Raw genomic sequence first — 25,143 nt, forward strand, 5'->3', positions numbered from 1 at the left:
ATCCAAGAAATGGACGATGCCGATAAGAAACTGGAAAACGGCCTTGAATCGATTTATGATTGAATTCGAAGACCGCTTAAAGGACTTTATTTAAAACGGGCAGTTACACAAAATCTGTTACAGGCTCCACAGCTGATTTAATTATCCACTAGTTATTTGCCTATCATTCGGCGTATCGGTACAAAAATTAAATTTAAGGTCTTTACTTGCACTCTAGCGCCCCCAACCCTGACAGATATAAAGCTGGCTCGTTGTGATTAGGCGACTAAACAATTAAATACTAGCTAATAGGAGCTGTTTATACTTAAGGGTTTCTTCGTATAAGGGTTCATATTCAGAGAATTCATGCCACTCTTTTTTATATATTAGTAAGCAGTTTTTCCTAGATTCGATGAAAACACCATCCTTTTTTGCCAATATTTTCATCAGTTCATGTGGAAAAAATTTTTCAATTTTTTTTCTCTCTAACGAGTGTAATGCATAACGTTTAGAGAATTCTTTGAAATCAGCAAAATCAATATCTTCATAACCTATTGTTTGCTTAAGTTTGTCATAGAAACTCTCAGGTTTCAGATCAAAATTATATAATAAATCATTGGAAAACTTTATAAAAACGACGCGTTGAGTAGCGAGTTGAGTAGCTTGGTTACTTGTAGCATATTTATAGTCAAATATATAAGTTTCATCTGTTTGATTCACTTTTTTCAGTATATTTTCAATCAGCTCATAATCACCTAAATCAAATATACTAAAACCGTTTTTGTAAAGTTCAGATGAGATAGTGATAACTTTTTCAAACTTATATGCCACCAAAAATTTATTCGATAAAACGTTGAATGTTAACTTACCTTTTGTTGCCATTTTAGTGGTAAATATTAATACTATAAATAAGAACCCTAAAAATATAAAGTCTCCGGTACTTATCTTTCCTCCTCTTGGATAACGGCATATCAGCAACTGAGTATAGCTTTTAACGGCTATTAATATTTCAAAGTGCTACGTATACGTAAGCTTATTTTTAAAAGTCTAGGGCTATTAACAATTTCATCACTAAAGACATCTAAACAAGTCATTAAAGACTCAGTGTTTTGAGAGTCTTTAAAATCCAATAATAACCATTGTATGCCACAACGTTTAGATATATTGCCTGGTTGTTTAGGTAAAATATAATCAAATAACCAATTATTAAAACTCCGAGTGCTTCTTGAATATTGGTAAACGCCCATACAATAAAGCATCACCACTACATATTTAATTATAAACATAACGACCTACCATGACCTTTGCTTTTAAAAACGACTGCTGCGATAAAGCTTAAATATCATTATTCTGTTTATATAAACTTTAAACCCGATCAATACTTTAAGCAAAATAAAACTAAAAACCCCAACACTTTAGTTATTTTTATTCTGTGTTATAAATTGACTTACCTTGTTTGATATCGACTATTTTTGAGATATTTATCGAATCTGTCGAGAAAACCCACTGATCGACGCGGAGCGGCGTCGGTGGGTAGTTCACCTATCTCTGTCAAGAAGAAATCACTTTAAAATGAGGTGAATGTCAGGGGGGTGTTTAATTTTCCACTGATGCATGCAGACCAGATTACCAATAGACATAGAAATCCCATTAAGTTCACAGAAGCTTGACAACGGTGATTACAAGTGTAATATCAGTACATCGATTACAACTGTAATATTTAAAATATGTCTGAAATTACTAATACAGAATTTGAAGTTTTAGAAGCGTTGTGGGCTAAACACCCAGCTACAGCAAATAGCATTATTGAACAACTTAATAAACATAAACCCTGGCACGATAAAACAGTGAAAACGCTGATAAGTCGTCTGGTCAAAAAAGAGGCGATAGGTTTTGAAAAACAAGAACGCCATTATCTTTATTTTCCATTACTTGAACGAGATGCCTATACGGAAGTTCAAAGCCAAAGTTTTATTGAACGGTTATTCAGAGGAAGAGTATCACCATTAGTTGCTGGTTTTGCGAAAAAAAACAATTTGAAGAAAGAAGATATTGATGAATTAAAGCTACTCATTACAAAATGGGAGCAAGAAAATGATTAATACCCTCTTTACTTTATTGCTGCCCTTAACATTGTTGCTAACTATATTATTAGTTGGACATAAATGGCTGATACATTATTTAGGCGCTAGTACTACCTATTTACTGTGGTTAGTCGTGCCATTAGGGCTGGTAATATATAGTTTACCACTCCCTTGGCAGCAAAATAGCCTATCAAAAATATTTGAAATAAAACGTTATTTGATAACTCCAACGGTTGAACTTCAACAAAGCCTTTCGCTGTATTGGGCTTTCTATGTTTGGCTAATTGTTGCGGCTGCCATGATAACTTATGGCTTATTAACTTATCATATCTTTAACAAGCACCTTCAGCTCACCGCTATTAATAAGTCTATGGTGCCATTAGTGTTACCCGCAAATATATTGCTTTTCCAAAGTACAGCTACTTATAGCCCGATGTTGGTGGGTTTGGTAGAGCAAAAACTTATTATTCCAGAAGATTTTTTTGAGCTTTACAGTAGTGAGCAACAAAAACTAATTCTAGAACATGAAATTTGTCATTTTGATCGAAATGACATTTATTGGAACCTAGTTGCGCTAACTTTTTTAACGTTATTCTGGTTTCACCCTCTTGCTTGGCTCGGCTATTTTAGGTTTCGTCAAGATCAAGAACTCTCCTGTGATCAACTCGTTCTGGCGCGCAAACCAAAAGAGAGCAGGATTAACTATAGTAAAGCGCTGTTAGTGGCGGCTCAGTCGACGCCTTCATTAGCATTTGCCCAACTATCATTTAAAAAATATGGAGATAAAAAAATGATGTTAGAACGAATTAACAATTTAAGAACTAGCCAAAAAACCTCAAAATTAATACTGGCTACCGCAATATTAACCACGGTTACCCTGCTTTCAGGATTAAGTTACGCAGGAAACCAACAGGAAAGTCTTGGAGATAAAGTCGCAGAGTCAGTTCATCTTCAGCCTATGCAGCGTGTTAATCCTCATTATCCAGCAGAGGCAGCAAAAAATAATATAGAGGGTTCAGTCGTACTAAAGTTTGATGTCATGGCAGATGGTACGGTTGAAAATGTAGAGGTAGTTAATGCAAAACCTGCCTATGTATTTGACCAAGCCGCTTTAACAGCATTAAAACAGTGGAAATACTCGGCCACTGGCCACACGGTAAAAAGTGCCTTAGTTCAATTAGATTTTTCAATGGACGAAAGTACAAAACATGAAAACTTAATTGAGCGCATTCAGATAACTAAATAAAGTTAGAGTAATATTATAAAGAGGTTACTCAGGTAGCCTTTTTACATTTAAGTGAGTATATCCTATGCTAGAATTAATCACTTTTGCTGTAAACCTTTCCTAACCATGTCTATTTTTTGCGACTTGAAAGCAGCTGTACCGTTAGGTACAATGAAGTGAGTTAATTTTATAGGCTAATATTGTGATAAAAGGTAAAAGAAGATCCTTCGATGAGAGTACCGCATTAAATGCTGCAATGAATGTTTTTTGGCAAAAAGGCTATGTTGGCGCATCACTCACCGATTTAACTCAACAGATGGGTATTAACAAGCCAAGTATGTACAGTACTTTTGGTAACAAAGAAGCCTTATTTGTTAAAGCCACACAGTGCTATATTGAGACTAAAATGAAACCTCATATGGCATTACTATTTACACCTGATCTTTCCTTAAAAAATCGTTTGAAAAATCATATGATGTCAATTGTAACTATGCAGTGCAGCGATGACCTAGCAAAAGGATGCTACTTAGTTTTATGTCAATCAGAACTGGTAAGTGGTGATATTCCTGAACAGGCAAAAATGATACTCAAAGATGCTGAAGTCATTCCTAAACAATTGTATGTTGATTTCTTTAATCAAGATTTAGAGGCCATCGCTTTAGGGCTAAATAAAAATGCCGACGCAAACAGTTTAAGCCTATATACGCTATTAAAAGGCACTGCTTCTATGGCTCGTTCTGGCGTAGCTAAATCACAACTTGAATATACGGTAGATAGTATGCTTAAAGGTATCGGCGTTAACTAAAGAGATTACTCTTTTATAAACGAAAATTACAAGGCTATGCACAACTAAAAATGATGTGCTATTTACTTTTATTTCTCTGAGTATTTAAAGTTTTACCTTCCGCCAATACGTCACTATAAGACCTCCACTTCACTCTCAATTACCCTTTCGTTCTTGAGTATAAGTAATCAGCATAGGTAAACACCTTATTTACTTATTAACATGACTTAATCTCTAGCACTTTAAATCGATAAAATTTATTTTATTCATTACGATTGACCTTAATGTACCGATCGGTACAATATAAAAATCAAGACATACCGATCGGTACGTTGTTTGTAAATAAGCACCATAGACATGAAATAATTATTCACTGTGAATTTTTAATCTGGTCAATAAAATTAAATTAATGATAAGGAAAGTAAAATGACAACTTTAACAATACATACCATTGAATCTGCTCCACAAGCAAGTAAGCCACTTTTAGAAGGCTCAGTTAAAGCTTTTGGCATGTTACCAAATTTACACGGTGTACTTGCTAGCTCACCTCAACTACTTGAAGCTTATCAAAAACTTCATGAGCTATTTACAAACACCTCATTTGATGCAGAAGAATTGACTGTTGTTTGGCAAACAATAAATGTTGAGCACGGTTGTAATTACTGTGTACCCGCGCACACCGCTATTGCTCATTCAATGAAAGTAGACGCAGCAATAACCGAGGCTTTGCGTAATCAATCGCCAATGCCAACGGCTAAGTTACAAGCACTTCAAGATATGACCTTGATCATTGTTCGTAACCGCGGACACGTTAGCGATACAGAATTAGCAAATTTCGTAGAGGCTGGGTATGGTGAACAGCAAATATTAGAAATAATATTAGGGCTGTCTCAAAAAGTGATCAGTAACTATACCAATCACATTGCGAGTACGCCAACAGACGCACCATTCAAAGAATTTGCATGGCAGAAAAATGCATAACTAGCGCTGGGCAAAAGGCTAAATTAATTATTGTCTTGGCCATTCCCCCAATAAATGCTGAATACTTTAATAAAGTACTAATAACATCGATTTATTAGTACTTTTATCAGTTGTTTTTTTGGCAAGTTTTTAACTTGTTTTGCTCAATTTTATCGTTTTGTAATACTTGTTTCAAATCTTCACTACGTTGTTTAACCGCTACCCCATAACTTTTATCATCACCCCATTTATCAGCCAAAATTGTCATTGACTCAGTATCATGTTCAGTAAAAAGCTCTCCTGCCCTAGCCGATTCAACCGGATCGTTGCCAAGTAACACTAATGCTTCAATACCAAAATTTACCGCAGAGTCAAAAGTTTCTCGTTTAAGACTTGTTACCCCAAGCTGCATAATTTGATAAGCGTGTCGTCGGTCAATCGCACGTGCAAGAATTTTTAAGTGCGGATAGTGTTTGTGAGCTAATTTAATAATATCTAAGGTTTTATCGGGTTCGTCTACGGCAATAACAAGCATTTTTGCGTCTTGGGCCCCTGCAGCTGCTAATAAATCTTGTCGAGCGGCGTCACCATAAAAAACTTTGTTACCAAAACGTCTAAGTAAGTCTATTTGGCTTGCACTGTGATCGAGAATCGACAAATGGTAGCCTTGAGCCGTTAATAGACGACCTATTATTTGGCCAAAACGTCCATAACCAGCAATAATAACATTTTTTGTCGGTTCGAGGTCTTTTATGGCATCAAATTCAGGGGCAGCAGACGTTTTTCTAGCCAACACCTTCTCATATACAATCAACAGTAATGGCGCACAAAGCATTGATATAGCAACGATAAGTGTAATTAACTTAGTCTGCTCTGGCGTGGTAATAAGTAGATTACTTGTTAATGAAAGTAAAACAAAAGCAAATTCACCTCCTTGTGCTAAAGCTAAAGTGAACAGTATCTTTTGACTGCCTTTCATCTTAAAAAAATGTGCCAAGACAAAAAGAACCAGTGCTTTAATCGTGATAAGGGCTAACACCGTTAGCGTAACTAGGGTAATTTTATCAAAGAGTAAAGGAAAGTCTATTGAAGCACCTACGGTTATAAAGAACAAACCGAGCAGGAGTCCTTTAAAGGGTTCAATATCAACCTCTAGTTCGTGCCTAAATTCGCTTTCAGCCAGCACGACACCCGCTAGAAATGTACCTAGCGCAGGAGACAAACCTATTTTTTCCATAATAAGTGCGATGGCAATAACGAGTAGTAATGCCGCAATGGTAAATATTTCACGTAACCTTGTTTCGGCAATATAACGAAATAATGGCGATGAAATGTATTTACCCGCTAAAATAATGGCTGCAATGACTGAAAGAGAAACACCAACCTGACCATAAACAGGTAAGTGAGCGATTAAACTATGCCCAGAAGACTGTGCGGTACTTAAGTCTTGAAAAGCAAGTAGTGGTAATATCGCGAGAATAGGAATGACCGCGATGTCTTGAAAAAGTAGTACTGAGAAAGCATTTTGACCCGCGTCTTGCTTGATCCAACCTTTCTCTGTCAATGTTTGCAAAACAATCGCCGTTGAAGACAGTGCCAACATTAACCCTATTGCTAACGATGTTTGCCAAGGCAAACTGAATAAGTAAAAACAAAGTGCAAAAATAAGCGCGGTGGTTGCTACAACTTGTAAGCCGCCTAAGCCTAGAATAGAGTGACGCAGTTTCCATAATCTGGCGGGTTGTAATTCTAAGCCAACTAAAAATAGCATCATCACAACACCAAACTCAGCAAAGTGCATAACACTGGTTTGATCGCCAACCAAGCCGAGTAAGTTAGGGCTAATTAAAATTCCCGCTAACAGGTAACCTAAAACAGACCCCAAGCCGAGTCTTTTTGCGACTGGCACTGCAACAAGTGCTGCAACTAAGTAGATAACTGCTATTTCTAACATCTTTAAATATGCTCCTTTTGCTAGGCCATCATCGAATGGTTAATCCTGGGACTAGTCGTGTAAATTATAAGTATTTTATCAATATTTTAAAGCTGATGCGACAACCTAATACTGATTCATAAACAACTAACAAATTTATCATCTGAATATTAATGATGAAGGTAATAAAATGATTTTTCAATTTAAAGGGTGTGTAGCAATTTGCTATTTGTTGACTGTTGATGGCGATAACAGCACTAATGGTATGTCTGATATCACCAAAGTAACTTATACTTCAGTCTCGACTGAAGAGCCTAAAGCTGTCAGTTTATCAACAAATCACTACATTATGTGAAGGAACTCAAACGCCAATAATACAACTAGGAATATATGTTCTTCTCTGTATACCGTTAGCAAGGTTATTAGAAAATGTTGCTCAGCATATATTAGTTTGCTTCATGGCGAAGATCTTGTACTGCACGATTAACAACATTTAGTTTTACTGCTAATGTTGCTTTTGATGGTCTTCAGATAACATAAGTAATGAGCGATGATAGTTAATTTTAGTGATACTTGATTGCTAACATCAATTATTATTTTTCAACCAATAACTAATCTTCTCTTCCAATAGTTTAGGGTTTATCGGTTTAGAAATATAATCATTCATACCCGATGCTAAGCATTTTTCTTTATCACCCTTCATGGTATTTGCTGTCATTGCAATAATAGGGATAGTTGAGAACAAAGCACTGTCCATATTATTTCTTAGATGTTCAGTGGCTTGATAACCGTCCATCTCTGGCATTTGGCAATCCATTAAAATAAGGTCATAAGGATGCTCTGGATTTTGCTTTTCTAAAATATCGATTGCATTTATACCATTGACCGCTATATCAATAGAATAATCAAACTTTCTTAGTATACCTAAAGCGACTTGTTGGTTAATTCGGTTGTCTTCAACTAACAATATTTTTGCTTTCGCGGTCTGGCTTTTATTGTCTAACATATGACTTCCAGGGCTAGCTAAAACGCCAGCCGTCTTTTTTAATAGCGATGCCTTGTTAAGCGTAACATCTAAGATATTAAGTAATTCATCAATGACTACAGGTTTTAATAAATAATCTGAAGATCCTGACGTTGATGACAAAGGACCTTTAACGATCTGATCCATTGAGGTTAACATCACTATTTTAAGCTCATCAAGTGACTTAATTCTTCTGATCTCAGCACTTAGCTCACTACCTGACATGCTCGGCATTTTCATATCAATAATAGCCAGAGTAAAATAATGGCTATCGTATTGCTTCAATATAGCCAATGCCTTACTACCACTGTTAGCTTGAATAACTTTAGCCCCCAAAAGACCGAGTTGTTTGCTAAGGACTTCAAGATTAGTAGGGTTATCATCAGTAACTAGAATTTTGATCCCATTTAAATGAGTACCTAACTGAGTTTGCGGCTTTTCTGTGCTTGGTTTTAATTGGATATTGAAACTGAACTCGCTGCCTTGCCCAAAGACACTTTGAACAGTAATGCTGCCCCCCATTAATTGACATAATTGTTTTACAATAGATAAGCCTAAACCTGTACCGCCATACTCACGTGTTGTCGATACATCGACTTGAGTGAACGCATCAAAAAGTATCGAACATTTATCCGTTGGTATACCAATCCCTGTATCTATAACACTGACACTTAAGGTTATATCTCCATTGTCATTTAAAGCTGTCTTTGCTTTAACAACAATTTCCCCCGCGGGGGTAAACTTTATTGCATTGCCAACTAGGTTAGTAATTATTTGTCTTAATCTACCGGGATCACCTATGACCATTTGGTGAGACACACCAGTGACATCAAGAATAATTTCTAATTCTTTCTCTTTACTGCTCATCGATAAAGACTGGACCAAATCGCCTAAATTTCTTAAAACATCAAAAGTAATCAATTCAACTTCAAGTTTGCCGGCTTCTATTTTTGAAAAATCCAAGATATCGTTAAGAATATGAAGCAAGGTATCGGCACTTGAATGCGCTAATCGAGTAAAATGAGCTTGCTCTTGACTTTGCTGAGTCGTTGATAATAAATTCAACATGCCTAAAACACCGTTCATTGGCGTTCTAATTTCATGACTCATATTAGCCAAAAACTGTGACTTTGTTCTATTAGCTAATTCTGCCTTTAATTGTTGCTTTTTATTATCATCGGCGAGACTTTTCAACATTAATTCTTTTTTAACCGAACTAGAAACATCCTGGATAAGAATTTCACACAAGCGTTCATTGGGGCAAGTATTGATACTTTTAATCGATATTTGTTGTTGTATACGGTAATCGCTATCACCGACATGACTTTTATGAAATAAAGCTAAAGGTTTAGGATTAAAAGTATTAGAAAGTTTTGTTGGCAATCCTAACGTTAACGCTTCACTACAAGCATCACTTAAGCGAGAGTCGTTGAATCCCTCTAAAATATCACCAAGTTTACAACCAAAACCTTTATCATCAGCTATAGCAGAATGATCTTTTATCCACTGATTATAAAAAACAACCTGATGATTTTCATCAATAATGATAATGCCAAGAGAAAGCTCATTGACAGAACTAAACAAAATATCTTTTGTTAAATTATTCATAGCAGTGCTAGGCTTCACTTTTATTGGTAATGCCAAAAACAAATTTTCGCACAGATTCTTGAAAAATCTCTAATGAGGTAATATCCATAATAAAAGAGATAAAACCTTCAATATTATCATCAGGCAAAGTGAATTTAACTTTTATATATAAAGACCAATCATTTTCGCTGCTATATACATAGACTTTATTAATATCTCCTTGTATAAACTCCGGCATTTCAATTTTAATTGAAGATTTTAGAAAGTTGATAACCGTTCCAAAACAAGCATTTAGAATCACATTACCTATTTCAACTAAAGAGTCTTGCTCAAGGTCAGACAAAGCCTCAGGAGGGAATTTATTACCAAGTAAAGTACTAACTAATTGCAAACCACTTTCTTTACTAAACATTAATATGGCTTGGCCCTTAAAGTCACCTTCAAAACGTTGAATTACAGCACTAATTTCCGTATCACTAGCAAATTGCAATTTAGACTTGGCTATTTTATTAGAGACAATTTCAACTTTTGGGATAGTTAAATCAACCGGCTGAGATACCATTTTATTCAGGGAGTTAGCAGCTCTACCAATACCAATGTTAAATATTTCGGTGAGGGCATCAATTTCAAGTGGAGATAAATTATCCTTCATGTTATTTCCTAACTATTTAAAAAATGGCTAATGAGTTCTTCGGTTATAGGTTTATTTAAAAAAACAACACCCGCTTGCTCAGCTTGCTGTTTTATTTCATCTTGAATATTTGCGGTTAACAAAGCCCGCTTAGGAATTGAAATTAGCTTATCTAAAGCAGAAATCAATTCAAAGCCTGTCATTCCAGGCATATTATAATCAAAAATTGCAATATCAATTTTACTGTCTGCTGTTATTTGGCTCAAGCACTGCTCTCCGCCTCCAGTTTCAATGATATTGACCCCAGGTATATAAGATTTTACAATTTCTTTAAGCATCATTCGAGAAACAATACTATCGTCAACAATTAATACAACTTTACTCATTTAAATACCCAATTATGTTTTTATCATCTTCACCCTAAAAGCATATAAACGAATGTGTTTATATGCAAGCTAATATATTGAAATATAATTAGTAATTTGAAGAAGGTCAAACATCCTGCTTAAATTTTAAATTCATCGCCTTCATCAGTGCGTGTTCTTTGTTTGAGCGTCCTTTCAAATAATATATTTTTAAAGAGGTAAACTTAGTTGCCGCGCTAGGGTTTATTACAAGATTTTTAAAGTAAAAATTAGTGTTATGGCGTGCGATGAAGTGAATTTTTGTTATAAAAATGATACTTTATCTTTGCAACACGGCTAACGTAAACTTGTTATTAAGGTTAACAAAAAACTAATAAAAAATGGTTATCCCGAGATTAAAGCAAAACATCCAACATTATTAGCACGTTAGATATTTTGCTAAAAAGTGCACACAGAGCGACTAAAAGAAGCACAGCAAAGCCTAACTTTTCGGACGTATAAACGGCATATGTCTATTTACATCTTTATATAATAAATATCTAAATGGACCTGGGCCACCTGCATAGCAAGATTGTGGACAAAAAGCACGTAACCACATAAAGTCACCCGCCTCTACTTCAACCCATTCACCATTTAAATGATAAACGGCTTTCCCTTCTAAGACATATAATCCGTGTTCCATAACATGTGTTTCGTCAAAAGGGATCACGCCACCTGGCTCAAAAGTGACAATGTTAACATGCATATCATGGCGCATATCTGATTGTTCAGTAAACCTGGTGGTTTTCCATACACCGCCGGTATTAGGCATTTCAATAGCTTCAACTTCATGGTCACTGGTTACAAAAGCTTCTGGCGCATCGATGCCTTCAACAACTTGATAGGCTTTGCGGATCCAATGGAATTTTACATTTTGTAAACTATTGTTTTTAAGTGACCATTTAGCGCCAGCAGGTAAATAGGCATATCCGCCTGATGCCATATGATGGTTTTTCCCTTCAATAATAACATCCATTTCACCCTCAACGATAAAGAGTACACCCTCAGCATTTTCATCAAGTTCTGGTTTTTCAGAACCGCCATTTGGCGCTACTTCTACTATGTATTGAGAAAAAGTTTCTGAAAAACCACTCAATGGACGAGCCAGCACCCACATCCGCATATTATTCCAAAAGGGTAGATAGCTGATAACAATATCAGTTAATACACCTTTAGGAATAATTGCGTAAGCTTCGGTAAAAATAGCACGATCAGAGATCAATTGTGTTTGTGGTGGCAATCCACCTGTCGGTGCATAATATGTGCTTTTATTCGACATTTTAGTTTTTCCTTGTTGTTTGGGCTTCATTAAATTCTTTCCGATAAGCGTGAAGTAAAGGCTCGGTATAACCATTGGGCTGTGTTTTTCCTTTAAAGACAAGATCTAATGCTGCCTGAAAAGCTAAACTACTGGCAAAGTCAGCAGACATCGCCTGATATAAAGGATCATGGGCATTTTGATGGTCAACAACGACCGCCATTTTTTCTAAGGAAGACCTCACTTGAGACTCAGATAAAATACCATGTGCTAGCCAGTTACAAATGTGCTGACTAGAAATTCGTAATGTCGCTCTATCTTCCATTAAGCCAACATTATTAATGTCGGGGACTTTTGAAGCGCCCATGCCTAAATCAACCCAACGAACTACGTAGCCTAAAAGACCTTGGGCATTATTATTAAGCTCTTTTTCAATAGTATCTTTGCTTAATTGTTCAGGGTTATTTAATAAGGGTACCGTTAATATATCATCTAAACTTGCGCGTGGTCTTTTCGCAATATTTTCTTGTACTTCAAATACATCCACTTGATGATAATGCATTGCATGTAAGGTAGCACCAGTTGGTGATGGTACCCATGCCGTATTAGCACCCGATAAAGGATGAGCAACTTTCATTTTCATCATATTAGCCATTTCATCAGGAATAGCCCACATCCCTTTACCTATTTGAGCTTTACCCGAAAAACCACAGGCTAATCCTATATCTACATTGCAATCTTCGTAGGCTTTAATCCAAGGTTGTGCTTTCATCTCACCCTTTGGCACCATAGGTCCAAGTAGCATACTGGTATGAATTTCATCGCCCGTTCTATCTAAAAAACCGGTATTAATAAATACAACGCGACTTTTTACCGCTCTAATACACTCTTTAAGGTTTACTGTTGTGCGACGTTCTTCGTCCATAACTCCAATTTTAATGGTATCTCTGGCAAGATTTAAACCATCTTCAACAGCATTAAACAGTTTATTAGCAAAAGCCACTTCATCAGGACCATGCATTTTAGGCTTAACAATATAAACACTGCCTTTTATTGAATTACGATGAATATTGTTTTTCTGTAAATCGTGTAAGGCTATTAAGGTGCTTATCATGGCGTCCATGATGCCCTCTTGAATTTCTAAGCCCTCTTTATCGAGTATCGCAGCGTTAGTCATTAAGTGACCAACATTTCGACAGAATAATAAACTGCGTCCCGGTAAACTCAAGGTGCCTCCGTTAAGGTCCTGATAAATTTTATCAGTTTTTAATACTCGCTGAGTTATTTTACCGGCTTTATTGATGGTTTCACTTAAGTCACCTTTCATTAGCCCTAACCAATTGCGATAAACATGAATCTTTTCTTTGGCGTCTACTGCAACGACCGAATCCTCAAAGTCTTGTATTGTGGTTAATGCTGATTCTAAAGTAATATCTTTTATATGCGCAGCGTCTGTTTTACCAATAGCCGAATTTGCATCTATTTCTATCGCCACCCGTAAATCATGATGGTTAAGTAAAATTGAGCTGAGCTTATTTTTATCCCCCTGAAAGCCAATAAATTGTTCAGCATTTTTTAATAGTGAAGTACGACCATCTACTAAGGTGACCACAAGCTTTTTATTGTCAATCGTATAAGCACATGACTGCTGATGTGAACCGGTAACGAGGGGAAAGTGTTTATCTAAAAATTCACGGCCGTAAGCGATAACTTTTTTTGCCCGAATAGGATTATGAGTCGCTGTTTTTTCAGCGCCATTTTCATCACTGATAACATCTGTACCATAAAGCGCATCATATAAACTTCCCCAGCGAGCATTGGCAGCATTTAATGCAAATCTAGCGTTGGCAGCAGGCACCACAAGTTGTGGTCCCGCTTGTGAGCTGACTTCAGTGTCTACGTTGCTTGTGGTGATCAGAAAGTCTTCGCCTTCGGGAATTAAATAGCCGATAGCAAAAAGAAATTCTTTATATTCGGCGATATCAAAATGTTCTTGATGCGCGATATTCCAATCATCGATTTTTTTTTGTAGTTCAATTCGTTTAACCAACAAAGCTCTATTTTCAGGCCCCAATTCATCGGTTATTGTTGATAAAGATTTCCAAAAGGTATCTGCTGAAAGATTTAAACCGAGCAAAACCTCTTCTTCTATGAAGTTAACTAGGTCAGCATTGACTTTTAGCGAGTGTTTTTGTTGATATAGTGTCATTTATTTAATCATTCTCTGATTATTGGCAGCTAACGCTTTAATGCCGGTAAATGTATACAAACCAGTAACACCTGTCAATAAAGACAACCAATTGAAAACAGTATTGTCAACAATGCGAATTGAGCTTTAACCATATATACAGAAAATTTTTTATTTGGACCTAAAGAGAAACACGAAAGAGAATAAAGGGTAGTAAGTGGCTAATAGTTCCAGACTATTATTGAGCGTCATCACATGATAAAACCTAATAACAAATGACATGAATCAGAGTGTTCCATGAAGTATTATTGTTAATATTAAACACCTAATACAAGGTGAATTAACAAAAGGGTTATGACCCTTGCTATTTTTCATAGAAATGAGGAAAGATTAGTCTATTGTTAGCGTTTATCAGCATGTGGCATACCACAGCCTTTTAAAATAATATGTTTTATCGTTCTTTTCGCATCATCAAAGTCTGTATTGGTTAGCGGTCGGTCTAAAGCAGCTTCTATTTCAACTGAAAAATTAGCATAATGTTGAGTTGCCCCCCAAATAGTAAACAACAAATGGTAAGCTGATATTTGTTCATCTAACTTACCTTGCGCTTGCCATGATTCAATAACGTTAGCTTTGTCAGCAATCCATTGCTTAAAGTCTCTTTTCAAATATTGACTTAAATAAGGTGCTCCATGCAGCAACTCACTGGCAAAAATAATTGATGCAGTAGGATTAGTTCTTGAATACTCAATTTTCGCATCTATATAGCTTGCAATCGCTTTTGCTGGATCATCGTTTGGTTTTATATCAGCAAAAGCTTGATTCCATAAATTGATAATATTACTCAGCACCGCGCCATAAAGCGCTAGCTTATTAGTGAAATAATAATGAATATTACTTCTGGGTAGCATTGCTGTTTCGGCAATACGCGCAATGGATGCGCCATTAAAGCCATATTGCTTAAATTCTTGTTCAGCAGCTTTTAATATTTTATTTTTGTTTAATAGCCTAGCTTTTTGTTGTGTATTTACTAAGTCATCATCAGTAATTTTTATTTTCACCATATTTAAATCAACCATTCACCTTTAGCTAGCTAACGTTGTTTAAAAATATCAACTAAATCACTAGTAAACTCTTTGCCATTTAACTTTAAACGAGCCTCAATACTTTCAATATGCTGATGCATAAGATTTGTTGCTTCTTCAATGAGACCTTTTTCCATAACATCAATAAGGTCAAAATGTTCAAGGTGCGAGCATTTGGGCGCGTCTGGGTTTTCATATAATACAATGACTAAAGAGGTTTGTGGTATCAAACTTTTTAGGATGTGCTCTAACGTCTCATTTTTAGATATCTTCGCCAGCATCAGATGAAAGTCTCCACCGAGTTGAATACCTTCAACCATATGTTCATGTGCGATATTATCTTCTTCTGATTTAACTATTTTTTTTAATAAGTCAAAATCACTTGGTGTTGCATACTTGATGACATCTTTAACAATTTCTACTTCAATTAACTTTCGAGCTTCAAGAATATCTTTACCTTGCTTCGCTGTAGGGCTTGCAATAAAAGCGCCCTTGTTTGGTTGGATTTCAATGATGTGATCTTGTGAAAGTCGCAATAAAGCACTTCGAATAGTTGTACGGCCAACATTGAATATTTTGGATAAATTTTCTTCAGTCAGCCGAGTACCTGGGCGCAAGCGAAATGATAATATAGCATCAAAAATTTCTTGGTATATTTCCTTATCGCTAATTTTTTTTATTTTCACGTCAGATTTCAACTTTACTTTCATCACATTCCTAAATACAAATAAACTGCTTGGGATAATTCTCTTGGATTATAGTACATAGCGTTTTACGTTGACTAGTCATTGATCTTTATTCACATTAATAACCTTATGACTTATTTTAATAAATACGATATTGCCCTACCCCTTTAATAATTAGATTAAAAGAGTAGGCTAAACGTTTCAATGTTATATCTTTAGTTTGTACAAACTAAAATTAATGTTAACCACATGATGAGTGATTTTTACGCTAAGTTAAGCTAATTCCTCATTAACGGTAACTAATGCCCAAAAACCGACCTAATTTAGCTGTCAACTGACATTAGAGTATGATTGCATTGTAAGTTAGCGGATCATTAACAGTTGAAGTTTCTGAAAACATTGAAAGTTAACTCATGATTTACTGTGTAATAGTTACATATTTATCTAAAAATCAGGCGAATAACTAAACTAGACCTATACTAAATTTATCTACATTCAATTTATTCATTATATGAAAAATTATTTTAAATGTATTCTCATTTGCCTAATAGCTGTGTTATCGACTCGCTCATTTTCAGAAACATTTACCTCTCATTGCCGTGATTATCGTCCTAATATTTTTTTGATGGTAACAAATGTGTAGGTCCAGTACCTGACTTAGTTACCGATATTTTTAGTGAACTGGGACACAAGATTAAATGGCTAAAAGTGCCTTGGATACGTTCGATTGAAGAAGCCAAGCATGGTAAGGTTGACCTGTTAATTCGTCACTCTATGACACCTGAACGAGAACTTATCCTACGTCCAATACCTTATGCTTACTATACAAGACACCTTTCATTTTATAAATCGCCCATGTTTAAAGCAGATATAAAGTCTTACAAAGATCTAGAAACTGTCAATATTGGCGCTATACGTGGTATTTTTTTACTCGCCCCGTTTTTCAGTTATCAATGCAAGTGAACTCACACTGGTAGGTAAAAGTGAACAATTATTAAGAATGCTTGAAATAGGAAGGATAGATGTAGTTGTTACATCGGCATCTCATAATCTAAAGTTATTTGAAGATAGTTTTGAAAAGATGACTTTTGTAGACACATTTGATAATCCTCTTTACATCAGTATTCCTAAAAACTCTAGGGCTGAAAAATTTTACAAGGATATAGCTGATCTGATGCTTGAATACCGTAAAAGTGGCAAAATTGAATCGTATTTTGAAAGATATGGAATATCAGTACCTAAGCAAGTTTTCGAATAATATACTTCACTTTCAAAGAAAAGAGCTGAGTGTATTATTCATCTAAGCTATTTTCACAGAAAAAGTGGTCTCTTCATACTAACGTTAATACAGAGACTAAACATTTTTTTGGCCTCTGTATGTCATAACAGCATTGTTCCAATGCGTATATTTTAGTAGATACTCTCGTATTTTAGTGATCATTAAACGCGGTGATTTTTAACAACAAAAATAAACGTTTTGATAGATCATTAACAGACAGTAACACACCCTAATCACCTGTTATGCTTAACTTTTAAAAAGTAGTATTTGTGTTTAGTACTACCACCAGAATTTACAGTCAATAATTTTTTAACTCAAGGTTATTCTTAATTACCGGTATTATTTTGTACTGACAAATTAAACGTTTTTACATCACAGTTACTGAAGGCATCACAACCTCTTATAATAAACCTTAAGCTTGATAGGTCTTTATCTTGAAAAGGCTGGCTCCCGACAGACTCGTTGCCAAAAGAGCAAGATAAGCTGTTGTTATCAATTTTACATTGAACTTGACCTGTAGCGTTTGGGCAGAGTGAGAAAGAAGCGCTACCACATTTAAGCCCGGCTACTTTATTATTATCAGAATATACTTCACCGTTAATCGATAAGTATAAATCTACTCTGTAAGCTGCAGAAGTCGGTGATACCCACTGAACTTCAAAATGAGTACCTTCTGTAACAGTAAGCTGCTCTCCTTGATAATAATCTCTTGAATCAAAGCGAATATTTTGTAAAGTAAAGCCCCCATCGCCGGATGGCAATACATTAATCTCTGGTGTTTTTTTATCAGCACCGCCCCCGCAAGCACTTAGCACTAATAAAATAGTGGTTAATAAAATATTTTTCATAAATGTCCTTATTATTACATTAGATGTATTCCATTCTCGGCTACTCTGTCGCCAAAGAAGACATTAAGCTTTCTAGTTCGTCACGTCAAAAAAACGTACTAAAATCATCCTAATTAACTTAGTGTCTGGTGGCGTTTTGCCAGTTACAGGACGTTTTATATCGTAAAATCAGCAGGTTAATTACTGCTATTAGTATTTTATCTGTTTACGCTTATGAATTACACGATAGAGTCATTCGACTCTATCGCATTAGGATTACCATAAGACTTCTAATCGCTAAAGACGGTCATTTAAAATGCTCGATTAGTAGACATCCGCTTGCGCTAAAATACCTTTGTTTATAAGTTCACTAAAGACATAGTTACACTTTATTTTTAAGTGCTCTCTAAGTAGGCGAACTGCCGGTGTAATGGTCTGTCTACTTGGGCAAATAATCCATAATTCTGTTGGCTTAGGTACAAAGCCAGTTAACAGTGTCACAAGTTGGTTACTTAGCAAGTCATGTGACATATCTAAACTAGATTTTACAGCTATTCCCTTGCCACTTACACACCAACGCCTTACTAGATCAGCATCATTTGAAAGGCGATTACTTTTCATTTTGACTTTAATAGACTCACTTTTATAAGAAAATTCCCATACATCATGAACAATGTCATGTAACTTATATAAAAGACCGTTATGTGTGGTCAAATCATTAGGATGCTTAGGTGTACCATGCGTTTTTAAGTACTGAGGTGTTGCACAAATCACTCGTGGCACTTTACAGATTTTAAAACCATAAAGGTTGGCATCGTTTGGTGAACCATAACGCAAGGCAATATCAACGGGATCTCTATAAAAATCGATATTACTATCACTGACATGCAATTTAACACTGATCCCTGGGTGCTCTTCCATAAATTCATCAAGCCAAGGTAATATTAAATTTCGGCCTAAATCTGAGGGGATAGATATTCTTAACTCACCGTCAATAATGTCTAAATCATCCTTAACGTTTTGCTTAGCTACGTCGAGCATTTGCAAGGCTTGCTGACAATTTGGAATATACCTTTCACCTGCAACAGAGAGTCTTAAGCTTCGAGTTGTTCGTATAAATAGCTCAACGCCAAGCACACGTTCAACTCTTTTTATTGCTGCACTAGCTGTTGCTGTATGCATGTCTAAACTCTCTGCCGCTGCAGTAATACTGCGAAATTCTGCAACTTTTAAGATAACATTAAGATCTTCTAATAGCATGATTGTCAAAAATTATTTGATAAAGATTCAATTATTATGCTGTTTCTATTTGAGTGGTCAAGTCATATCATTGTAATTAGGATAACAAATAACGTTAAATCCCCATAATTAACAATTTTAAAGCTTTGGAGAAAAACCATGAAAGCAGTTGGCTACATGCAATCATTACCAATTAGTAATCCAAAATCATTAATAGACATTGAACTACCGCAACCTATAGCTTCGGGACATGACTTATTAGTACGTGTTATGGCTATTGCTGTTAACCCTGTCGACTATAAAATCCGTCAAAATGTTGCAGCACAGAACGATGAATATAAAGTGCTTGGTTGGGATGCTGTTGGTGAAGTCGTCGCCATAGGTGAGTCAGTCAGCAACTTTAAACCTGGCGATAAAGTCTTTTATGCCGGAGATTTAAATCGCCAAGGAAGTAACGCACAATATCAATTAGTTGATGAGCGTATCGTTGGTCATAAACCAAAAAGTTTATCTGCTGGTGAAGCCGCCGCATTACCATTAACTGCGATTACCGCTTGGGAATTATTGTTTGAGCGCTTATTAATCAAACAACAACATCCTGAGATAAAGAAAAAATCAAACGATATAATTTTAATTGTTGGCGCGGCGGGAGGTGTTGGTTCGATTTTAGTTCAGTTAGCCAGTGCACTAACAGGGGCAACTGTCATTGCTACGGCGTCTCGTGATAGTTCTGCAAAATGGGTAAAAAAATTAGGGGCAGATTATGTTATCGATCACTCCAAACCATTAACAGCACAAATTGAACAATTAGCTATCGGGCAAGTAACACACGTTGCTAGTTTAACCCATACCGACTCCTATCTAGACAGCTTTGTTGAACTGTTAGCTCCAATGGGAAAGATAGCCTTAATTGACGATCCTAAGTCGCTTGATGTTAGTAAACTTAAGCTTAAAAGTTTGTCACTGCATTGGGAGTTTATGTTTACGCGTTCAATGTTCAAAACAACTGATATCAATGAGCAACATCACTTACTTAACAAAATTTCAGACTTGATTGACCAAGGGTATATCCAAACTACGGTTGGTCAAAATTTAGGAAAAATTAATGCTAAAAATCTAAGAGCGGCCCATAAAATACTTGAATCGGGACAATCCATTGGAAAAATTGTTTTAGCCGACTTTTAAAAGCGGCCCTGTAAATGTAAGAGACTCTCTAAGACGATTAAGTATAATGATTAATAACTTAATAATAGGTATAAAAATGAAAAAATTACTTACAGTAATAGCTTATAGTATAGCATTACTTACTACCGCGACTGCATTAGCCGATAACAGCGACCTTCACACAGTCGCTACATTCGATGCTCAACACCCGCCAGGTAACATTGCTATTACGCCATCGGGAAGGAAATTTTTGTCGATACATGGGTTTTACGGACAAAAGCAAAAGATCATGGAACTTTTGGCCGACGGCACCACAAAACCTTATCCTAATGAAGAATGGGCCTATGCTTACAATAATGGTAAAGGTTTTTATGGTGTTCTGGGTATCAATGTATCAGCCGATGGTGTGTTATGGATGCTAGATACGTCAGGTCCTGATCATGCGGGGCGATTAGTGGGTTGGAATACGACTACTGAGCAGCTTGAGAAAATCATTTATCTAGCAAAGCCAACGATCACCGATACTTCGTTTCTAAACGACTTAGCCGTTGATAACAAGAATGGCTATATCTATATTGCTGACACGGCGCAAGGCAGCCAAGCGGCAATTATTGCTGTAAACCTTAAAACGGGTACCGCACGAAGAATACTGCAAGACAGCCATTATACTACTGCCGAAAACATCGACATAGTTATTGAAGGTCGGACAATGAAAATTGGCGGGCAAGCGGCGCGTTTGGGAGTAAACCCAATCACCCTTGAGCCAAATGAAGACTGGTTATACTTTGGCTCTATGTCGGGCACATCGGTATATCGTGTGGCCACAAGCGCACTTATAAATGAAAGTCTGTCGAATAAAGAGCTAGAGGAAAAAGTTCAGCACTACGGTACTAAGCCTATTTCTGATGGTATTATTGTCGATGGTGGCGGTAATATATATGTCACCGACATTACTAACGGCGCTATTGGTGTGGTTAAACCTAGTGGCGATTACCAAGTATTATTTAAAGATGAACGTCTTGTCTGGCCTGATGGTTTTAGTTACGGAGCCGACGATAAAATTTACGTTACGGTTAATAAACTTCACCGTTCGCCGATACTCAACAAGGGTAAAGATGACAGCCAAGGGCAATATAGCGTACTTTCTTTTAAGCCCCTTGTTAAAGGTAAAGTGGGTCGTTAATGCCCCACTCCTTGACTTATCAACACTAAGAAGCCTTTTTGCTGCTTTTAACCATTAAAAGACTTAGGATAATTATCAATACGAACGTCTACTTTATTAATAAAGCAGACGTTCTATCCTAATATTGTCGCTGATAATATTAACGACCATATTGGAGATTTAATTGTCAATTTTTATTAATAATTGATAATTAATATTGATAATTAAATGGGTCCTAAACCTCAGAGATAACGATAAAATATCATTAAGCAACCTTTCGGTATTAATTAAAAAATTTGCTTAACCGCTAATTCAGGTGGTACTAAAGGTGCAATATCATTAACATAAAAAGTGTCGCTAGAGGCTTGATCCCACCACGTTAACCACATTCCAGTAATACTTTCTTGCGTTAACTGGCTCTCTTTTAGTTCGGGTACTGTGTGTGTATTAGATTCTAACATGCCGTTTGGTGTTCTACGTTTTATCATGTTGTAAGTTAACTGAGAAACATCCTCTAGTCCCATGCTGCCCATTAGTTCAAAGAAGCTATTTAGGGTGTGATGATGAAATGAGGTTACACGTTTGCCTTTGACTGCTATATCGATGGCTTTAGAACGGTTTTTATCTTGTGTAGCAACACCCGTTGGGCACATATTGGTATCACACTGCCTAGATTGAATACAGCCTAATGACATCATAAATGTTCGGGCCGCGTTGACAATATCAGCGCCAAAGGCAACCTTGTTAAGCATGTCAAAACCAGAAGCTGTTTTACCGGCTGAAATCACCCGTATCTGTTTACGTAGTCCTAATCCAACAAGTGCCTGATGAACAAAATAGGTTCCTTCCAAACAGGTCATACCAAGTCTGTTACTAAATTCCACTGGTGCGGCCCCTGTGCCCCCTTCTGCGCCATCAACCGTAATAAAATCAAGGTATATGTCACTTTCCAACATGGCTTTGCCAAGACATAAAAATTCAGCGGGGTTCCCAACACAAAGCTTAATGCCAATAGGCTTGCCACCACTTAACTCTCTAAGTTGGCTGACAAATGCAAGGAGTTCAAATGGACTATTGCATTCAGGGTTAATCGCCGGAGAGACACAATCTTCTTCTTTACTAACACCTCTGATCAGTGCTATTTCATCGGTTATTTTAGCTTTAGGCAATACACCACCATGACCTGGTTTAGCGCCTTGTGACAACTTTATTTCAATCATTTTTACTTGTGCTAATTGAGCCGTTTTAGCAAACATCGTAGGATTAAATCGCCCATTTTCATTTCGACAGCCAAAAAGCCCCGTACCTATTTGCCAAACCAAGTCTCCACCATGTTTTAAATGATAAGGGCTAACACCACCTTCACCAGTATTATGGTAAAAGCCACCCGCACTTGCGCCTAAATTCATCGCTTCGATAGCTTCTGCACTTAAAGAGCCATAACTCATTGCTGATATATTTAATCTTGACGCTTTATAGGGTTTTAAACATTGTAGCCCACCGACTGTAACGTGCTTAGATTCATCCTTTATTGTTTTTGGTGCTAACGAGTGCCATATACTTTGATAGTTAGTTTGCATTAAATCTCGTTGAGTGCCAAAAGGAATGGTGTCTGTTACCGACTTTGCACGTCGATAAACGAGATCTCTTTGTTCACGATTAAAAGGCATTTCTTCGGTGTTATTTGCGATAAAATACTGTTGAACTTCTGTTCGTATCGATTCAAAGAAGTAACGAAAGTAAGCAAGAACAGGATACAGTCTATTTAAGGTATGCTTACTCAGGGTAAGATCATAGGCACCTACTATTGAATAGATCAGGGTAAAAAACACCAAAAAACCAGGGAACCAGCCACCGATAGTATAAAGTAAGATAAAGCTGGCGATGTTACCTAGGGTTAAAACTTGCCAATAAAATTTTTGAGCTGAAGTCATTTTTAAATATCCTACTATATTTCTAATTTGCTTATTTAAACCCATTAATCAATGGGATAATATTATTTTTTGGTGCATGGAGTTAATAAATATGTGTAAGGTTTATAGACACTGAAAATCTTTATCAACAATGATTATCACCCACCAGCTAGTGTAATTTCAGGTTAGGCCTTAACGCTCTATTAACCCTGCCAACAAGGACAATGAGTAAGGTTTTTAACACACCAAAAAGGCTCACTTGGTGCATGCGGTATAACCCAATATAAACAAGTCTTGCCAACTTACCTTATGAACATGCTGCGTTGATTAATGTTTCCCATTAGGCTACCTACTGCCGTATAAGATGACAATGACACCAAGGAGCCATAATCGATATATTCATAGGCGACCAAGGGTTTTAATGCTAATTTAGCAATAATATTGGTAAAGACAGTCGATGCCATTTGATGTGCTGCTTGGGCCCTAGGGGGAACTTTTATCCCTTTTAATGTCGTGCATGAGGCGCAGTCGCCAAGGGCAAATATATCGGTATCTAAGGGCGTTTGCAGGAATGGATTAACCAGTAATTGATTGTTCTTTGCACTTTCCAAACCACCAATAGCTTGCATGAAATCAGGTCCCTTTATACCCGCGGCCCAAACAGTAATGCTGCTAGCGATTTTACGACCATCTTTTGTTATTACACTGTTAGCCGTAACTTCAGTAACCGTGGTGTTAGTATTTACGGTAATACCAAGCGCCTCTAGTTCTTGTTGCGCACTTTGCGCTATACGTTCAGGAAGTGCAGCAAGGATGCGAGGTCCTGCTTCTACAATATGAATATCTAGACTCTTTTTTGACAAATGGTCATATCCATAATTTTTCAGTAATTCAGAGGTTTTGACTATTTCTGCAGCAAGTTCTACACCTGTAGCACCACCGCCAATAATAGCAATATTGAGACTGCTGCGCGTTTCATCCCCTTTAAGTCGTAAAAAAGCATTGAGTAATTCAGTATGAAATCGCTCCGCATTTTCACAAGTATCAAGAAATGTACAATACTCTTTTGCCCCTAACGTATTAAAGTCATTCGTTACAGACCCCAACGCAAATACTAATAATGAGTATTTCACTTGGTGGGCAGGAAAGATTAAATCGCCGTCTTGGTCATTTAATTGTTTTAAAAGTACGTGTTTAGACTCTCGATTGAGTCCATCAACATTACCTAGCTGAAACAAAAAACCATTACGTGCACCATGGGATAAATAGTCAACACAATCTATATCTGCGTCAAGTGAACCTGAGGCGACTTCATGTAAAAGTGGTTTCCAAACATGTTTTCTATTTTGGTCGATTAAAATAATTTTTTGTTTGGTTTTGCGAAAATACTTACCCAGTTTAGTGGCAAGCTCTAAGCCTCCTGCACCACCACCAATTATAACAATGGGGTCTGAAGCAAGGGTTGGTTTACGCCACCAAGGCCTGATTAACATTTTATTCGCTGATCCTTAAACTACAATAAGCCAACATCATTAAAAGCTAGCGTCATCGGTATTATATATACCCCAAGCTTAATCTATGCTTAAGCTAGAGGTATATAATAAACTATCATGCTACATTTATGAATGCATTAAGGATAAAGAGTGCCTGCGGGTTTATTTTAAATATTAGTCATTTCTTATTGCCTATAAAGTCGTTAGTGTCGAGGCTAAATGACTTGTTCACTTCATT

At 36.5% G+C, this 25,143-nt stretch carries 20 protein-coding genes and 1 pseudogene; 8 read left to right on the forward strand and 13 right to left on the reverse strand.

Annotated elements, in window-relative coordinates; genetic code table 11:
• Positions 1 to 273: 273 nt before the first annotated feature.
• Positions 274 to 957, reverse strand: coding sequence for a hypothetical protein (locus ESZ26_RS15470; protein WP_146800367.1), 684 nt, complete (start codon positions 955 to 957; stop codon positions 274 to 276).
• 749 nt (positions 958 to 1,706) lie between these two features.
• Between ESZ26_RS15470 and ESZ26_RS15475 the strand changes: the two genes are divergently transcribed.
• The 4 genes from ESZ26_RS15475 (at position 1,707) to ESZ26_RS15490 (ending at position 5,053) form a co-directional block, all read left to right on the forward strand.
• Entirely contained in the window at positions 1,707 to 2,081 is a 375-nt protein-coding gene (locus ESZ26_RS15475) for a BlaI/MecI/CopY family transcriptional regulator (RefSeq protein ID WP_146800368.1), read from the forward strand.
• Positions 2,074 to 3,309 carry a M56 family metallopeptidase gene (locus tag ESZ26_RS15480; protein ID WP_146800369.1) on the forward strand — a complete coding sequence of 412 codons (1,236 nt, stop codon included), beginning with the start codon at positions 2,074 to 2,076 and terminating at the stop codon, positions 3,307 to 3,309. The genes ESZ26_RS15475 and ESZ26_RS15480 overlap by 8 nt, the downstream gene beginning before the upstream one ends.
• Before the next feature lie 181 nt (positions 3,310 to 3,490).
• Complete coding sequence (locus ESZ26_RS15485) at positions 3,491 to 4,093, forward strand: TetR/AcrR family transcriptional regulator (RefSeq protein WP_146800370.1); 603 nt, start codon at positions 3,491 to 3,493, stop codon at positions 4,091 to 4,093.
• A gap of 405 nt (positions 4,094 to 4,498) precedes the next feature.
• Positions 4,499 to 5,053 (forward strand): carboxymuconolactone decarboxylase family protein, encoded by a 555-nt coding sequence (locus ESZ26_RS15490; protein WP_146800371.1) that lies wholly within the window; start codon positions 4,499 to 4,501, stop codon positions 5,051 to 5,053.
• Between the two features lie 106 nt (positions 5,054 to 5,159).
• Here ESZ26_RS15490 and ESZ26_RS15495 read toward each other — a convergent pair whose 3' ends face one another.
• The 8 genes from ESZ26_RS15495 to ESZ26_RS15530 all read right to left on the reverse strand — a co-directional run bounded on the left by ESZ26_RS15495 (position 5,160) and on the right by ESZ26_RS15530 (position 15,852).
• Positions 5,160 to 6,986, reverse strand: a complete 1,827-nt coding sequence (locus tag ESZ26_RS15495; protein ID WP_146800372.1) for a monovalent cation:proton antiporter-2 (CPA2) family protein — start codon at positions 6,984 to 6,986, stop codon at positions 5,160 to 5,162.
• Between the two features lie 565 nt (positions 6,987 to 7,551).
• Entirely contained in the window at positions 7,552 to 9,597 is a 2,046-nt protein-coding gene (locus tag ESZ26_RS15500; RefSeq protein WP_146800373.1) for a response regulator, read from the reverse strand.
• 7 nt (positions 9,598 to 9,604) lie between these two features.
• Positions 9,605 to 10,228: a chemotaxis protein CheX gene (locus ESZ26_RS15505; RefSeq protein ID WP_146800374.1), complete on the reverse strand. Its 624-nt coding sequence runs from the start codon at positions 10,226 to 10,228 to the stop codon at positions 9,605 to 9,607.
• 8 nt (positions 10,229 to 10,236) lie between these two features.
• Positions 10,237 to 10,593 carry a response regulator gene (locus ESZ26_RS15510; RefSeq protein ID WP_146800375.1) on the reverse strand — a complete coding sequence of 119 codons (357 nt, stop codon included), beginning with the start codon at positions 10,591 to 10,593 and terminating at the stop codon, positions 10,237 to 10,239.
• Positions 10,594 to 11,053: 460 nt separating this feature from the next.
• The gene (locus ESZ26_RS15515) at positions 11,054 to 11,920 is read right to left on the reverse strand and encodes a bifunctional allantoicase/(S)-ureidoglycine aminohydrolase (RefSeq protein ID WP_244947096.1); all 867 of its coding nucleotides are present in this window, start codon (positions 11,918 to 11,920) and stop codon (positions 11,054 to 11,056) included.
• On the reverse strand, positions 11,892 to 14,078 hold the full coding sequence (locus ESZ26_RS15520) for a malate synthase G (RefSeq protein ID WP_146800376.1): 2,187 nt from the start codon (positions 14,076 to 14,078) through the stop codon (positions 11,892 to 11,894). Before ESZ26_RS15520 ends, ESZ26_RS15515 begins: the two co-directional genes overlap by 29 nt.
• 380 nt (positions 14,079 to 14,458) lie before the next feature.
• Complete coding sequence (locus tag ESZ26_RS15525; protein ID WP_146800377.1) at positions 14,459 to 15,136, reverse strand: TetR/AcrR family transcriptional regulator; 678 nt, start codon at positions 15,134 to 15,136, stop codon at positions 14,459 to 14,461.
• Positions 15,137 to 15,150: 14 nt separating this feature from the next.
• Complete coding sequence (locus tag ESZ26_RS15530; RefSeq protein ID WP_170246399.1) at positions 15,151 to 15,852, reverse strand: GntR family transcriptional regulator; 702 nt, start codon at positions 15,850 to 15,852, stop codon at positions 15,151 to 15,153.
• A gap of 657 nt (positions 15,853 to 16,509) precedes the next feature.
• Here ESZ26_RS15530 and ESZ26_RS19485 point away from each other — a divergent pair.
• A complete protein-coding gene (locus ESZ26_RS19485; RefSeq protein WP_244947097.1) occupies positions 16,510 to 16,791 on the forward strand; it encodes a transporter substrate-binding domain-containing protein in 282 nt (93 codons plus the stop codon).
• On the forward strand, positions 16,745 to 17,086 hold the full coding sequence (locus ESZ26_RS19490; RefSeq protein ID WP_223271667.1) for a transporter substrate-binding domain-containing protein: 342 nt from the start codon (positions 16,745 to 16,747) through the stop codon (positions 17,084 to 17,086). Before ESZ26_RS19485 ends, ESZ26_RS19490 begins: the two co-directional genes overlap by 47 nt.
• A 347-nt stretch (positions 17,087 to 17,433) precedes the next feature.
• On the opposite strand, the gene ESZ26_RS15540 is transcribed toward ESZ26_RS19490, so the two are convergent.
• Together ESZ26_RS15540 and ESZ26_RS15545 are read right to left on the reverse strand one after the other, a co-directional pair.
• Complete coding sequence (locus ESZ26_RS15540) at positions 17,434 to 17,955, reverse strand: hypothetical protein (RefSeq protein ID WP_146800378.1); 522 nt, start codon at positions 17,953 to 17,955, stop codon at positions 17,434 to 17,436.
• Between the two features lie 303 nt (positions 17,956 to 18,258).
• Positions 18,259 to 19,194 (reverse strand): LysR family transcriptional regulator, encoded by a 936-nt coding sequence (locus ESZ26_RS15545; protein ID WP_146800379.1) that lies wholly within the window; start codon positions 19,192 to 19,194, stop codon positions 18,259 to 18,261.
• A gap of 138 nt (positions 19,195 to 19,332) precedes the next feature.
• Here ESZ26_RS15545 and ESZ26_RS15550 point away from each other — a divergent pair, with 138 nt between their 5' ends.
• Positions 19,333 to 20,358 (forward strand): zinc-binding alcohol dehydrogenase family protein, encoded by a 1,026-nt coding sequence (locus ESZ26_RS15550; protein WP_146800380.1) that lies wholly within the window; start codon positions 19,333 to 19,335, stop codon positions 20,356 to 20,358.
• Between the two features lie 76 nt (positions 20,359 to 20,434).
• The gene (locus ESZ26_RS15555; protein ID WP_146800381.1) at positions 20,435 to 21,520 is read left to right on the forward strand and encodes an L-dopachrome tautomerase-related protein; all 1,086 of its coding nucleotides are present in this window, start codon (positions 20,435 to 20,437) and stop codon (positions 21,518 to 21,520) included.
• A gap of 266 nt (positions 21,521 to 21,786) precedes the next feature.
• Here ESZ26_RS15555 and ESZ26_RS15560 read toward each other — a convergent pair whose 3' ends face one another.
• Together ESZ26_RS15560 and ESZ26_RS15565 are read right to left on the reverse strand one after the other, a co-directional pair.
• Positions 21,787 to 23,433, reverse strand: a complete 1,647-nt coding sequence (locus tag ESZ26_RS15560; RefSeq protein WP_146800382.1) for an FMN-binding glutamate synthase family protein — start codon at positions 23,431 to 23,433, stop codon at positions 21,787 to 21,789.
• A 148-nt stretch (positions 23,434 to 23,581) separates the two neighbouring features.
• Positions 23,582 to 24,905 (reverse strand): annotated as a pseudogene (locus tag ESZ26_RS15565) (NAD(P)/FAD-dependent oxidoreductase).
• Between the last annotated feature and the right edge of the window lie 238 nt (positions 24,906 to 25,143).

This window comes from Colwellia hornerae (assembly GCF_007954355.1).
Classification (GTDB): Bacteria; Pseudomonadota; Gammaproteobacteria; order Enterobacterales; family Alteromonadaceae; genus Colwellia_A; species Colwellia_A hornerae.

Excerpts from the sequence above, each read along its gene's own strand:
- ESZ26_RS15475 (WP_146800368.1), top strand. The coding sequence starts at position 1,707 with ATGTCTGAAATTACTAATACAGAATTTGAAGTTTTAGAAGCGTTGTGG.
- ESZ26_RS15480 (WP_146800369.1), top strand. The coding sequence starts at position 2,074 with ATGATTAATACCCTCTTTACTTTATTGCTGCCCTTAACATTGTTGCTA.
- ESZ26_RS15490 (WP_146800371.1), top strand. The coding sequence starts at position 4,499 with ATGACAACTTTAACAATACATACCATTGAATCTGCTCCACAAGCAAGT.
- ESZ26_RS15495 (WP_146800372.1), bottom strand. The coding sequence starts at position 6,986 with ATGTTAGAAATAGCAGTTATCTACTTAGTTGCAGCACTTGTTGCAGTG.
- ESZ26_RS15500 (WP_146800373.1), bottom strand. The coding sequence starts at position 9,597 with ATGAATAATTTAACAAAAGATATTTTGTTTAGTTCTGTCAATGAGCTT.
- ESZ26_RS15505 (WP_146800374.1), bottom strand. The coding sequence starts at position 10,228 with ATGAAGGATAATTTATCTCCACTTGAAATTGATGCCCTCACCGAAATA.
- ESZ26_RS15510 (WP_146800375.1), bottom strand. The coding sequence starts at position 10,593 with ATGAGTAAAGTTGTATTAATTGTTGACGATAGTATTGTTTCTCGAATG.
- ESZ26_RS15515 (WP_244947096.1), bottom strand. The coding sequence starts at position 11,920 with ATGAAGCCCAAACAACAAGGAAAAACTAAAATGTCGAATAAAAGCACA.
- ESZ26_RS15520 (WP_146800376.1), bottom strand. The coding sequence starts at position 14,078 with ATGACACTATATCAACAAAAACACTCGCTAAAAGTCAATGCTGACCTA.
- ESZ26_RS15525 (WP_146800377.1), bottom strand. The coding sequence starts at position 15,136 with ATGGTTGATTTAAATATGGTGAAAATAAAAATTACTGATGATGACTTA.
- ESZ26_RS15530 (WP_170246399.1), bottom strand. The coding sequence starts at position 15,852 with ATGAAAGTAAAGTTGAAATCTGACGTGAAAATAAAAAAAATTAGCGAT.
- ESZ26_RS15540 (WP_146800378.1), bottom strand. The coding sequence starts at position 17,955 with ATGAAAAATATTTTATTAACCACTATTTTATTAGTGCTAAGTGCTTGC.
- ESZ26_RS15545 (WP_146800379.1), bottom strand. The coding sequence starts at position 19,194 with ATGCTATTAGAAGATCTTAATGTTATCTTAAAAGTTGCAGAATTTCGC.
- ESZ26_RS15550 (WP_146800380.1), top strand. The coding sequence starts at position 19,333 with ATGAAAGCAGTTGGCTACATGCAATCATTACCAATTAGTAATCCAAAA.
- ESZ26_RS15555 (WP_146800381.1), top strand. The coding sequence starts at position 20,435 with ATGAAAAAATTACTTACAGTAATAGCTTATAGTATAGCATTACTTACT.
- ESZ26_RS15560 (WP_146800382.1), bottom strand. The coding sequence starts at position 23,433 with ATGACTTCAGCTCAAAAATTTTATTGGCAAGTTTTAACCCTAGGTAAC.